Below are 12,636 nucleotides of genomic sequence, written 5' to 3' on the forward strand. Positions count from 1 at the left end.
TCGTGCGCGGCTTCAAAATCCGGAGCGCCTGTTCGCGTCGAATCGGACGCAGGGCGCTCCTGATGACAAAATCAGCACGTCCCGGCCGTCAGACGAATCGGAGGGACGACTTCACAACCGTCCGGCGCTACTGCGCCGCCGCTCCGGCGTCGCCATCGCCGTCGTCAACCGGCGCGTCGGTCTGACCTTCCACCTTGGCGGCGTCGGCCTTGGCAGCACCGGCCTTGGCGGCTTCATCGGCCAGTTCCTTCTGCAGCGCCCGGTAGCGGGCGACGTTCTCGTTGTGCTCGGCGAGCGTCGCGGCAAAGACGTGACCGCCGGTGCCGTCGGCAACGAAATACAGGTCGTCGGTCTTCGACGGATTGGCGACGGCTTCCAGTGCCGCACGGCCAGGATTGGCGATCGGCGTCGGCGGCAAGCCGTTGATCAGATAAGTGTTGTAGGGCGTCGGCTTCTTGATGTCAGACTGATAAATCGGGCGGTCGGCGGGTTTGCCCTTGCCGCCGAACAGGCCGTAGATAATGGTCGGGTCGGACTGCAGCCGCATGCCCTTGGCCAACCGGTTGAGGAAGACGGCCGCGACCCGCGAGCGTTCGTCGCCCTTGCCCGTCTCTTTCTCGACGATCGAAGCCAGGGTGACGAAGTCTTCGACACTGGCCAGAGGCAGATCGGAGGCGCGCCGCTGCCAGACTTCCTCGACAAGCTTCTTCTGGTCCGCCAAAAGCTTTTCGACCATCTGCTGGCGTGTCGCGCCGCGGGTGAAACGCAGCGTGTCGGTAGCAAGGCTGCCCTCGGGTGGAATGGTCCCCGGCATATCGCCATCGAGCGCTGCCTGATCGGCGATGCGCTGCAGCGCCTGCTCGACCGTCAGCCCCTCGGGGACGGTCAGCGAATACATCACCGACTTGCCGCTCTTCAGCAACTCCATGATGTCGCGCATCGAGGCCTGCGGCTTGATCTCGTATTCGCCGGCCTTCAGAGCGGAATCATTGCCAAAAGCGCGCACGCCAAGGCGGAAGATGCGCGCGTCGCTGATCAGTCCGCGCCGCTCGAGCTGCTCTGCAATCTCCTGAACGCCGGTGTTCGGCTTGACCAGGAAGGTGTCGGCATTGGCCGAAGGGCCGGGCTCGTTGAATTCCTGCTTGCCGAAATACAATGCAAAGCCAGCCGCCAGAACCATCAGCATCACCAGGGAGATGACGAAGTTCATGAACACGACGAACTGGCTGCGCGAGGCGCGCGAGCGCTTGGGCGGCGGCGTGCCGGCTTCAGGCCGCAATGCCTCGCTGGCCGTTTTCGGCACGATCGGGCCCGACGGTGCGGACCGTTGCCCGAATTGCCCGTTGTCCGCCGAATTTGTGCTCATGGCGCCCTACCGTTTGATCTTGTAACGAATCCCCTTGGGCACAGTAGGGGCGAATATGGCAAAATTGACGACACGCATAGACCGTGCCGGTCGGCGGACCGGTCAGCCATTGTAGCGCTGGAAGACCAGCGAGGCGTTGGTGCCGCCGAAGCCGAAGGAATTGGACAGCGCCACATCGATTTGGCGGGCGCGCGGCTTGTGCGGCACCAGGTCGATCGCCGTTTCGCGCTCCGGGTTGTCGAGATTGATGGTGGCCGGCGCGGTGTTGTCGCGAATGGCGAGGATCGAAAAAATCGCCTCGGCGGCGCCCGCCGCCCCCAGAAGGTGGCCTATCGACGACTTGGTCGACGACATCGATATTTTCGACGCGGCGTTGCCGACCAGCCGCTCGACGGCGCCGAGCTCGATCGTGTCGGCCATGGTCGAGGTGCCGTGCGCATTGATGTAGTCGACGTCTGCGGGCGTCAGCTTGGCCCGGTTCAGCGCCGCAACCATGCAACGGAAGGCGCCGTCACCATCTTCGGCCGGCGCGGTGATGTGATAGGCATCGCCGGTCAAGCCGTAACCGGTGACCTCGGCATAGATCTTAGCGCCGCGCGCCTTGGCGTGTTCCAGTTCCTCCAGAATGACGACGCCGGCGCCCTCGCCCATGACGAAGCCGTCGCGGTCGCGGTCATAGGGACGCGAGGCCGTTTCCGGAGCGTCGTTGCGGTCGGTCGACAGCGCCCGGCAAGCGGCGAAGCCGGCGATCGACAGCCGCGTCACCGGCGCTTCCGTGCCGCCTGCGACCATCACGTCGGCATCGCCCCACATGATCAGCCGGGCGGCATCGCCGATAGCATGCGCGCCAGTGGAGCAAGCGGTGACGACGGCGTGGTTGGGGCCTTTCAGCCCATGCCGGATCGAAACCTGGCCGGATACGAGATTGATGATCTGGCCGGGGATGAAGAACGGGCTGATGCGGCGCGGGCCGCGCTCCTTCAGGATCATCGCGTTCTCGGCGATGCCTTCGATGCCGCCGATGCCGGAGCCGATCAGCACGCCGGTGGCGCACTGCTCCTGATGCGTCTTCGGCGCCCACCCCGAATCCTTCAGCGCCTCGTCGGCGGCCGCGATCCCGTAGAGGATGAAGTCGCCGATCTTGCGCAGTTCCTTCGGCTCGAGAACGGTCTCGGGATTGAAGGTGGCATTCTCACCATTGCCGCGCGGGATGACGTGGGCGACCTTGCAGGCAAGATCCTCCACCTCGAACTCAGTGATGCGCTTGGCTGCGCTGCGGCCGGTCAGAAGTTCCTTCCAGCCATGCTCAAAGCCTACGCCGAACGGCGAAAGCAGCCCAAGGCCCGTGACGACGACACGCCTCATCGCAGGTCCTCCTCGGTGATGACTGCAAATAGCGTCAGGCCGAAGCCTTGTCGATGTACTTCACCGCATCGCCGACAGTCAGGATGGTTTCGGCCGCATCGTCCGGGATCTCGACGCCGAATTCTTCTTCGAACGCCATGACGAGTTCGACCGTGTCGAGACTGTCCGCGCCCAGATCATCGATGAAGCTCGCCTGCTCCGTCACCTTGTCGGCATCGACGCCAAGGTGCTCGATAACGATCTTCTTGACGCGCTCTGCGGTGTCACTCATTTGGGCATCCTCGTCTTTTGTTTGTCTGTCTTCGTTAGCGGGCAGAATGCCGCTAATCAAGCTGAAAGATGGTCCTGTCGGAAACGCAACGGCACCGGACCGGTTTTTGCCCGAACCGCCGGGTTGCGGGCCGCAGTACACGAAAATAGGCCGGGCTCCAAGGTGAAAAGGGGTGTTTTCCCGCAACTTTCAAATCATCGCCATGCCGCCATTGACGTGAATGGTCTGGCCGGTGACATAGGCGGCTTCGTTGGAAGCGAGGTAGGCGACGGCGGAGGCGACTTCGGCGCTGGTGCCCATGCGCCGTGTCGGAATCGCCGCCATGATCGCCTCTTTCTGCTTGTCGTTGAGCTTGTCGGTCATCGCCGATTCGATGAAGCCCGGGGCGACGCAGTTGACGGTGATGTTGCGCGTGGCGATCTCCTGCGCCAGCGACTTGGAAAAGCCGATCATGCCGGCCTTGGAGGCGCAGTAGTTGGTTTGGCCGGGATTGCCGGTGACGCCAACCACAGAGGTGATGTTGATGATGCGGCCGTGCCGGCGCCGCATCATCGGATGGGTGAGTTCGCGGGTCAGCCGGAACACGGCGGTCAGATTGACCTCGAGCACCGAATCCCAGTCGGCGTCCGCCATGCGCACGAACAGCCCGTCCTTGGTGATGCCGGCATTGTTGACGAGAATGTCGACGCCTTCGAGATCGGCCTCGACCTTCTGGCCGAGCGCCTTGACCTCGTCGCGATTGGAAAGGTTCGCCGGGAACAGCTTGACCCGGTCGCCGAGCTCGGCCGCCAGCGTTTCCAGCTTCTCGACGCGGGTGCCGTGCAGGCCGACGACAGCGCCCTGCGCATGCAGCACCCTGGCGATCGCCTCGCCGATGCCTCCCGATGCGCCTGTGACGAGCGCCTTGCGGCCGGTCAATTCGAACATTTCTTTGATCCTCTTCCAAATCGGACAGGCCGGCGAATGTGGCTACCTGTAGACATCACTGCGGTGGCCTATTGTAACCACCAGAATGACGAGCCGCTTGTCCTGCACATCGCAGATAATTCGATAATCCCCAACCCGGTACCTCCAAAAAGTCGCTAACGGTCCCTTCAGCGGCTTGCCGGCTTCACGCGGATTGTCGAGGGCGGCAATACGGTTCTCGATGAAGTCGCGGAGCCGGTGACGTGTCTGCGGATCCAGTTTTTCCATAAATTTGCGCGCCGACCGGGCATATTCAAGCGTCCAGGCCACGCCAGAAGTCCTCGGCTGTCATGACGTCCTCCTCGCCACTTCTGATCCGCTCCAGCACTTCGGCCGCGAGGTAATAGTCTTCCACGTCCTCAAGACCGCGCTCGATGAGTTCGCGCAGATAATAAGCTTTACTGCGGCCAGTCCTGGCCGCGAGAAAATCCAGACGCTCTTCGATTTCGGGGGCAAGTCGGATTGATGTCGGCATTCCGATCTCCTGTGAATACATGTATTCACATATCCCGACGAGGCTAAGAATTCAAGCGCCCGCATCAGCCGGACGCGCGTGGTTCAATCGAGCGCCGCCAGCGCCGCCTCGACATCGGCCGGCGTGCCGACCGCGCCGGTGGCGATGTCGCGGTTGATGCGCCGCGCCAGTCCCGACAGCACCTTGCCGGCGCCCACCTCGTACAGCGTCGCAATGCCGTTGGCGCCAAACCATTCCACCGTTTCGCGCCAGCGCACGCGCCCCGTCACCTGTTCGACCAGGCGGTGGGCGATTGCATCCGGATCGCTGGACGGCGTGACCGACACGTTGGAAACCACGGGTACGATCGGCGCGTTCTTCGTCACGCCGGCCAGCGCCTCGCGCATGACCTCGGCCGCCGGTGCCATCAGCGCCGAATGGAAAGGCGCCGAGACCTGCAGCATCAGCACCCGCTTGGCGCCCTTTTCCGTGCACAGCTTCGCCGCCTGCTCGACCGCCGCCCTGGCGCCGGAGATCACCAGTTGGCCACCGCCATTGTCGTTCGCGATCTGGCAAATCGAATCTTTGGCCGCTTCAGCGCAGGCGGCTTCGACATCTGCCTGTTCCAGCCCGATGATCGCCGCCATGGCGCCCTCGCCGGCCGGCACAGCCGCCTGCATGGCATTGCCGCGGATACGCAAGAGCCGGGCGGCATCGGCGACCGAAACGAAACCGGCGGCGGCAAGTGCCGAATATTCGCCGAGCGAATGGCCGGCGACATAGGCGACCTTGTGCTTCAGCGAGAGGCCGCGCGATTCCAGCGCCCGGATGGCGGCGAGCGACACAGCCATCAGCGCCGGCTGGGCATTGGAGGTCAGCGTCAGCCTCTCTTCCGGCCCTTCCCAGATCAGCTTCGACAGGTTTTCGCCGAGCGCGTCGTCGACCTCTTCGAAGATCTTCCGCGATTCCGGAAAGGCGTCGGCGAGGTCCTTGCCCATGCCGACAGCCTGGCTGCCCTGTCCCGGAAAGGTGAATGCGACGGCCATGCGTGCCTCCCAAGCGGCTGATTTTTCCTGCCTGTGACGCAAGGCAGGCTGACAAGTCAAGTCCGCTAGCAGCCCGACCCGGGCCGCTCCGGCTCGGTATCGCTGGCCGAGTACCTGTTCCAAAAGGCTTTTTTTCGATCACTCATGATGAAAATCGCTCACGATTCGTTTGCTGGCTCTTCTTATTTCAGCCACAGACGCTAGCTTTTCGTGACATATCGATGACAGCTGAATGACACTTTTGTGTATGGTCGGGGGAATTGTAAGGTGGCAAGGATCAAGAAAGGCGTTGGCAAATCCGCGCCACAGTTTCTAGAAGGCGATCCGGCCACCGGCTATCTGCCGGGCCGGAAATGGCCTGTTATCCGCTATGGCCTCGTCAGCCTTCTCGTCGCCACCATCCTGGTTTTTGCCATCGAACTGATCGTGCGCGGCGACTTTGCCGGCACCGTCGGCTTCTTCCTGCAGCCCTTCAAGCCGGGCTGGACCACCATCATCATCTTCGCGCTGATCCTGATCGGCCTCGATGCCGTGCTCGGCCGCAGCCACCAGAGCCTGATGATCGTTGCGCCGCTGACGCTGGCGCTGGCCTTTGTCGGCCACCAGAAATCGCTCTATCTCGGCGATCCGCTCTATCCGACCGATTTCCTCTATTCACGTCAGATCGTGGCGCTGATGCCGCTGCTGGTGCGAGAACGTCCGGGAACCGCCATCGCTCTGGCGGTCGGCATCGTCGGCAGCCTCTCGCTGCTCGTTTATGGCTGGCGGCTGTGGCGCCGCCGCGTACCGGCGCTCGGTCGCAAGGGGCGCCTGGCCCGGCTGACGCTGACCGTGCCGCTGCTCGCCTTCTTCGTGTCGATCATGGATTACGCGACGTTCTCGTGGACCCGCGACCGGCTGCAAATCATCCCGATCATGTGGGATCAGAAGGAAAATTACGCCTCCAACGGCTTCGCACTGGCCTTCGCCCTCAACGTGCCGATGGCCCATGTCCCCGCGCCTGCCGGCTACTCCGACAAGGCGATCGCGGCGATCGAAAGGCCTGACGTGAAGGCATCGGTGCCGGCCGAGAAGCCAGACATCATCATCGTCATGAGCGAATCCTTCTGGGATCCGACCGAACTGCCCGGCGTCACCATCACGCCCGATCCGATTCCCAATGTGCGGGCGTTGCGCTCCGGCCACGTGTTCTCGCCCGAATTCGGCGGCATGACCGCCAATGTCGAGTTCGAGGCGCTGACCGGCTTTTCCAACGCCTTCCTGCCGGCCGGCAGCATCCCCTACCAGCAATATGTCCGCGCGCCGGTGCCGTCGATGGCGACGTTCCTGAAGAGCCAGGGCTATGAGACACGCGCCATCCATCCGGGTACAAGCTGGTTCTGGAACCGAACGCCGGTCTATGCCGATTTCGGCTTCGACGATTTCAAGTCCGAAGAAAACATGCCATATCTCGAAAAGCGCGGGCCGCTGACGTCGGACGCGGCGATGACCGACGAGATCATCCGCGAAGCCGACGCCACGGACGATCCGTTCTTCTACTTCGCCGTCAGCCTGCAAAACCACGGACCCTATGAACCGAATCGCTATTACAATCCGACCCACAAGGTGCAGGCTCCGACCAGCCAGTGGGCAAAGGATTCGCTGCTGAGCTTCACGGAAGGCGCATCCGACGCCGACAAGAGCCTCGAGCGCCTCATCGAATGGGCGAAGAACCGGCGGCGACCGACGGTCATCGCCTTCTTCGGCGACCATCTGCCGCCGCTCGGTCCGGTCTATGTCGAGACCGGCTTCCTTAGGGATAACGTCGCGCCACGCAAGGAGCCGCCCGACCAGATGCTGCTGCATCACCGAACACCGCTGATCGTATGGTCCAACCGCACCGGTCCGGTCGCGGACATGGGCACTGTCAGTCCAGCCTTTCTGCCCTACCATGTCCTGACCACGGCCGGGATCAGCCACCCCTATTACACCGGCTTCCTCGGCCAGATGCGCGAGCGCTACAGCGTCGTCGACCGCAATTTGTTATTGACGCCGACGGGCGAGGATACGCCCGACTGGGCGCGCAAGAAGCAAATCGACCCGGCGATTCGCGATTTCCGTCTGCTGCAATACGACATGATGTTCGGCAAGCGCCGTGCAGCGCCCGATTTCTTCCCGGAGACGGTGAACAAGCGGGTCCCGCATACAAGCTGAAGATGCGCGACATGTCGTCCTGAGCGCGGCGGTTTTTCGGCTCGCCCTTGTCTTGCGGCCAAATTCCTGTATAGACGCCCGCAATCTGCCGGTCCTTGCTGGGGGCTGAACGGAGGGCCGGAGGTTTTTCGAAACCTTCGCGTGGAGCCAGAAGCGCTTCCGCCTCCCGTGTCTCCGCTCTCGACCGTCTCGTCATGCTCCTTTCTTCCCCGCCCCGCCAGGGATCGCCGGGTCAGAGAAGTTGCAGAGGCTTTTGCCGCCGGGACCGGGAGAGAAACGAAGAAAGGCAAAGAACAATATGGCTCTTTACGAACATGTGTTTCTTGCCCGGCAGGACCTCTCGCAGCAGCAGGTCGATGCGCTTGTCGAACAGTACAAGGGCGTCATCTCAGCGAATGGCGGGTCCGTCGGCCGGGTCGAGAACTGGGGACTGAAGTCCCTCACCTACCGGGTCAACAAGAACCGGAAGGCATACTATACGCTGATGGACATCACCTGCCCGCCGGCCGCGCTCAACGAGATGGAGCGCCAGATGGGCCTGTCCGAGGATGTGCTGCGTTTCCTCACCATCAAGGTCGATGCGCATGAGGAAGGCCCGTCGGCAATGATGCAGAAGCGCGAAGAGCGCTCGGAACGCGGCGGCTTCGGCGACCGTGACCGTGGCCCGCGCTCGTTCGGCGACCGCGATCGCGGCGACCGTGGCGATCGCCCGCCGCGCAGCTTCGGTGGCGATGGTGCAGACCGTGGCCCGCGCCGTCCGCGCGAAGCTGTTGAAGGGGGTGCAGAATAATGGTCGACATCAACCAGATCCCGACCCGGCGCCCGTTTCATCGCCGCCGCAAGACCTGCCCGTTCTCCGGCGCCAACGCGCCCAAGATCGACTACAAGGACGTGCGACTTCTGCAGCGCTATATTTCCGAGCGCGGCAAGATCGTGCCGTCGCGCATCACCGCCGTCAGCCAGAAGAAGCAGCGCGAACTCGCCAAGGCGATCAAGCGCGCCCGCTTCCTCGGCCTGCTGCCCTACGTGGTTCGCTAACACTGATCAGTTGACCATGATCTTATCCGAAAACCGGTTTCCACTTTTCGGGATCATGGACAAACTGACTAGTTGACCATGATCTTATCCGAAAACCGGTTTCCACTTTTCGGGATCATGGTCTAGCCAGCGGGCGGTTCGCCGCCCGCTTTTCCCACGGCGACGGGCGCCGCGGGGTTGCCATCAAATCCCGGGTTGGGGTGAAGACCTCTAACTGCCGCGACAGGCAGGACAGCGACATCGGCGGCGACGCCCTCAGCTTCCTGACCTGTTCCAGACAATTCGGCGTCGATGCCAGTGATTTGGCGCCCAAACGAAGGAACAAAACCATGGAAGTCATTCTTCTCGAACGCGTTTCCCGCCTCGGCCAGATGGGCGATACCGTCAAGGTCAAGGATGGATTCGCCCGTAACTTCCTGCTGCCGCAGGGCAAGGCGCTGCGCGCCAACGAAGCCAACAAGAAGAAATTCGAAGGCCAGCGCGCCCAGCTCGAAGCCCGCAACCTCGAGCGCAAGTCCGAGGCCATGCAGATTTCGGAGAAGCTGGACGGCAAGAGCTTCATCGCCGTGCGTTCGGCCGGCGAAACCGGCCAGCTCTACGGCTCGGTGTCGACCCGCGACATTGCCGAGTTGCTGACGGCGGAAGGTTTCTCGGTCAACCGCAACCAGATCCTGCTCAACCAGCCGATCAAGACCATCGGCCTGACCAATGTGGCGATCGCCCTGCATCCGGAAGTCGAGGTCACCATCACGCTCAACATCGCCCGCACGGCCGACGAAGCCGAGCGCCAGGCCAAGGGCGAGATGCTGACCACAGCCGAAGCCATCTATGGCGACGACATCAACGACAATGCGCGCCCGGACAACTTCTTCGATCCCAATGCCGAGTTCGAAGGCGGCGAAGACAACGGCTGATTGCACGTCACAAGGCGTCAGAGCGGCGCTTTAAAACATTTCGTCGGCTTCCAGTCATTTCTGGGCCAACGCCCGGGCGCCTCGCCCGGGCTTTTTTGTGCCAAACGGAACTTTTCGACCCCCTATATCTTGATGCAGACTATAGCGCCGCGCGTCGTTTGGACGCGCAAAGGACGCTGCAGGACTTTGGTTCGGCGCATGATCCTTTCCGAAATCGATTTCGATTGTCGGGTCATGCGCCGAGACAGCGTGTCTGACCGAGAGGGGACTTTGTTCATGAATATTCTGCTGAAACGCATTCTCGACCGCCTGGTGCGCACCGGCAATCTCAAGGTCACCGGACCGAAAGGCCTCTCGGTGACTTTCGGTGACGGCAGCGGCGATCTGGTGCACATGCACATCAAGACCACGCATGCCGAGCGCGCCATCAGCTTCGATCCGATGCTGGCGGTGCCGGAAGCCTATATGGACGGTGAGCTCGATATACTCGAGGGCGGCGTGCTTGGGGTGATGCGCATCGCCTTCCAAAACATGGACAGCGGCGGCATCGATGCCACCTGGTCGAAGGCGATTGAAGGCCTGCGTCACGCCTTCCGCCGCCTGCAGCAGATCAACACGGCGGCGCGAGCGCGCCGCAACGTGCAGCGCCATTATGATCTGTCAGGCGACCTCTACAGACTCTTCCTCGACGAGGACATGCAGTATTCCTGCGCCTACTTCGAGCAGCCGGACATGACGCTCGACGAGGCGCAGGCAGCCAAGAAGCGCCACATTGCCGCCAAGCTCAGGCTGAAGGCCGGCCAGACGGTGCTCGACATCGGTTCCGGCTGGGGTGGGCTCGGTCTCTATCTCGCCAAGTCCTTCGACGTCGACGTGCAAGGCGTGACGTTGTCGACCGAGCAGCATGGCGTCGCCACCGACCGCGCCCATGCGCAAGGCCTGGAAAACCGCGTGCATTTCGAAGTGAGGGATTACCGCGAGCTCAACGAGCGCTTCGACCGCGTCGTTTCGGTCGGTATGTTCGAGCATGTCGGCGTCAACCACTACCGCACCTTCTTCGACAAATCGGCGACGCTCTTGAAGCCGGACGGCGTCATGCTGCTGCACACGATCGGCCGCTCCGGCGCGCCGTGGGCAACCAGCGCCTTCATCCGCAAATACATTTTCCCGGGCGGCTACGTCCCCTCGCTCTCGGAAGTGATGCCGGCGATCGAAAAGTCGGGCCTCATGGTCACCGACATCGAAGTCCTGCGGCTACATTATGCCGAGACGCTGAGACATTGGAGCCAGCGCTTTGCCGCCAACCGCGACAAGGCCAAGGCGATCTATGACGAACGGTTTTGCCGCATGTGGGAGTTCTATCTGGCAGCCTCGGAAGCCGCTTTCCGCTGGCAGGATCTGGTGGTCTTCCAGATCCAGATCGCCAAGAAGAACGACACGCTGCCGATGTCTCGTGACTATATGGCCAAATGCGAGAAGGCGTTGCAGCTGCGCGACATGGGGCATCGTCCAAAAGCCCCTGCCGCCAAGCCCGCCCGGCGCCGCAAGGTGGCGGATATGGAATAGACCGCCGGCGATCACGCCATTGCCGCTTGCCATTGGCGGCCCACACGCTGAAAAAGGTCTCGCCGTCGCCGCGAGACTTTTTTCATGACCTATCTCATCTACATCGTTGCTGCCCTTGCCGAGATCGCCGGCTGCTTTTCGATCTGGGCATGGTGGCGGCTGGAAAAGTCGCCGCTGTGGCTGGCGCCAGGCCTGGTCACGCTCGCTTTGTTCGGCTTCCTGCTCGCGCTGGTAGACATCAGTGCTGCGGGCCGCGCCTATGCCGCCTATGGCGGCATCTACATCGCCGCCTCGCTCGGATGGCTGTGGCTGGTGGAAGGCGTGCGCCCCGACCGCTGGGACCTTGCCGGTTCCGCGCTCTGCATCGTTGGCGCCTCGGTGATCCTGCTCGCACCTCGGGGTGCCTGAGCTATGGAACTGCCTATCCCGCTTCGACAGGGCGTCGAGCGCCTCCTCGAAAAAGTGCCGCTGCCGACGCTGAAGCAAGCGGCAAAAACGCTGTCGGACCGCTATCGCGCCGAACTGCGCGACGGCCGCCTGCATATGGCCGAGGAGATCGCGGTCAAGGCCTATCTGGCGACGCGGCTGCCGGCGACCTATGCCGCTGTCCGTGCCAGTCTCGATGCGGTCAGCGAGGCAAGGCCCGATCATGCACCCAAAACCCTGCTCGACGTCGGCGCCGGCCCCGGCACCGTGCTTTGGGCTGCGCTCGATCTCTGGCCCGACCTCGAGCAGGCGGTGCTGATCGAGGCGAGCGCGGCGGTGCGCCGGGTCGGCGCGGCGCTTGCCGCTGAGGCGATGACGGCCAAGGTCGCCTGGCTGGCCGGCGATGTCAGCCTCGATCTCGCCGATCTCAAGCCGGCCGAGTTGGTCACCTGCGCCTATGTGCTGGACGAGATCGGACCGGTGTCGCTGCCAAAACTGATCGACCGGCTCTGGCAGCTGACCAACGACACGCTGCTCGTCGTCGAGCCGGGCACGCCGGCCGGATGGCAGCGCATTCTTGCCGTGCGCCGGCAGCTGATCGAGGCGGGTGCGCACGTGCTTGCGCCTTGCCCGCATAAGTCACCCTGCCCGCTCGCCCCGCCCGACTGGTGCCATTTTTCGCGCCGTGTCGCGCGTTCGCGCCTGCACCGGCTGGCCAAGGACGCCGACGTGCCATGGGAGGACGAGAAATTCATCTATGTCGCTGCCTCCCGCCACGCTGCTGCCCCGCCGCAGGCGCGTGTGATCGCACCGCCGAAATCGGGCTCGGGCAAGGTCCTGCTGAAACTTTGCGAGAAGGACGGCAGCGCCGACGAGAAACTGTTCACCAAGCGCGACGGCGATGTGTTCAAGGCCGCGCGGCGACTCGACTGGGGCGACGCACTGCCGGAGTGATTGGCAGCTATTTTCCTGTTTTGTTCTCGCCCGAGAACGGCTAGGCTCGCCATCTTGATTCGAGTCAATCAAGATTC

14 protein-coding genes are annotated in these 12,636 nt (G+C 62.9%); 7 read left to right on the plus strand and 7 right to left on the minus strand.

The window, feature by feature from the left end; all coding sequences use genetic code 11:
• Positions 1-127: 127 nt before the first annotated feature.
• The 7 genes from mltG to fabD form a co-directional block, all read right to left on the minus strand.
• Positions 128-1,366 carry an endolytic transglycosylase MltG gene (mltG, locus tag AC0L3D_RS14170; RefSeq protein WP_473627684.1) on the minus strand — a complete coding sequence of 413 codons (1,239 nt, stop codon included), beginning with the start codon at positions 1,364-1,366 and terminating at the stop codon, positions 128-130.
• Between the two features lie 102 nt (positions 1,367-1,468).
• The gene (gene fabF, locus AC0L3D_RS14175; RefSeq protein ID WP_473627686.1) at positions 1,469-2,731 is read right to left on the minus strand and encodes a beta-ketoacyl-ACP synthase II; all 1,263 of its coding nucleotides are present in this window, start codon (positions 2,729-2,731) and stop codon (positions 1,469-1,471) included.
• Positions 2,732-2,765: 34 nt separating this feature from the next.
• Positions 2,766-3,002: an acyl carrier protein gene (locus tag AC0L3D_RS14180; RefSeq protein ID WP_006203723.1), complete on the minus strand. Its 237-nt coding sequence runs from the start codon at positions 3,000-3,002 to the stop codon at positions 2,766-2,768.
• A gap of 189 nt (positions 3,003-3,191) precedes the next feature.
• Entirely contained in the window at positions 3,192-3,929 is a 738-nt protein-coding gene (gene fabG, locus AC0L3D_RS14185) for a 3-oxoacyl-[acyl-carrier-protein] reductase (protein WP_023800706.1), read from the minus strand.
• Between the two features lie 42 nt (positions 3,930-3,971).
• Positions 3,972-4,238, minus strand: a complete 267-nt coding sequence (locus AC0L3D_RS14190) for a type II toxin-antitoxin system RelE family toxin (protein ID WP_473627688.1) — start codon at positions 4,236-4,238, stop codon at positions 3,972-3,974.
• Entirely contained in the window at positions 4,222-4,443 is a 222-nt protein-coding gene (relB, locus tag AC0L3D_RS14195; RefSeq protein ID WP_091590868.1) for a type II toxin-antitoxin system RelB family antitoxin, read from the minus strand. Before relB ends, AC0L3D_RS14190 begins: the two co-directional genes overlap by 17 nt.
• Positions 4,444-4,526: 83 nt before the next feature.
• Positions 4,527-5,468 carry an ACP S-malonyltransferase gene (gene fabD, locus AC0L3D_RS14200; protein ID WP_473627690.1) on the minus strand — a complete coding sequence of 314 codons (942 nt, stop codon included), beginning with the start codon at positions 5,466-5,468 and terminating at the stop codon, positions 4,527-4,529.
• Between the two features lie 267 nt (positions 5,469-5,735).
• Between fabD and AC0L3D_RS14205 the strand changes: the two genes are divergently transcribed.
• The 7 genes from AC0L3D_RS14205 to AC0L3D_RS14235 all read left to right on the plus strand — a co-directional run bounded on the left by AC0L3D_RS14205 (position 5,736) and on the right by AC0L3D_RS14235 (position 12,559).
• Positions 5,736-7,661 carry an LTA synthase family protein gene (locus tag AC0L3D_RS14205; protein ID WP_473627692.1) on the plus strand — a complete coding sequence of 642 codons (1,926 nt, stop codon included), beginning with the start codon at positions 5,736-5,738 and terminating at the stop codon, positions 7,659-7,661.
• Between the two features lie 298 nt (positions 7,662-7,959).
• On the plus strand, positions 7,960-8,451 hold the full coding sequence (gene rpsF / locus AC0L3D_RS14210) for a 30S ribosomal protein S6 (protein WP_236371601.1): 492 nt from the start codon (positions 7,960-7,962) through the stop codon (positions 8,449-8,451).
• Positions 8,451-8,699: a 30S ribosomal protein S18 gene (gene rpsR, locus AC0L3D_RS14215; protein WP_006203718.1), complete on the plus strand. Its 249-nt coding sequence runs from the start codon at positions 8,451-8,453 to the stop codon at positions 8,697-8,699. Before rpsF ends, rpsR begins: the two co-directional genes overlap by 1 nt.
• A 329-nt stretch (positions 8,700-9,028) precedes the next feature.
• The gene (gene rplI / locus AC0L3D_RS14220) at positions 9,029-9,613 is read left to right on the plus strand and encodes a 50S ribosomal protein L9 (RefSeq protein ID WP_091590536.1); all 585 of its coding nucleotides are present in this window, start codon (positions 9,029-9,031) and stop codon (positions 9,611-9,613) included.
• A 276-nt stretch (positions 9,614-9,889) separates the two neighbouring features.
• On the plus strand, positions 9,890-11,179 hold the full coding sequence (locus AC0L3D_RS14225; RefSeq protein ID WP_473627693.1) for a class I SAM-dependent methyltransferase: 1,290 nt from the start codon (positions 9,890-9,892) through the stop codon (positions 11,177-11,179).
• A gap of 84 nt (positions 11,180-11,263) precedes the next feature.
• Positions 11,264-11,587 carry a YnfA family protein gene (locus AC0L3D_RS14230; RefSeq protein WP_473627694.1) on the plus strand — a complete coding sequence of 108 codons (324 nt, stop codon included), beginning with the start codon at positions 11,264-11,266 and terminating at the stop codon, positions 11,585-11,587.
• Between the two features lie 3 nt (positions 11,588-11,590).
• On the plus strand, positions 11,591-12,559 hold the full coding sequence (locus tag AC0L3D_RS14235) for a small ribosomal subunit Rsm22 family protein (RefSeq protein ID WP_473627696.1): 969 nt from the start codon (positions 11,591-11,593) through the stop codon (positions 12,557-12,559).
• Positions 12,560-12,636 lie beyond the last annotated feature (77 nt).

The sequence above is a fragment of the Mesorhizobium sp. WSM4837 genome, from assembly GCF_055811435.1.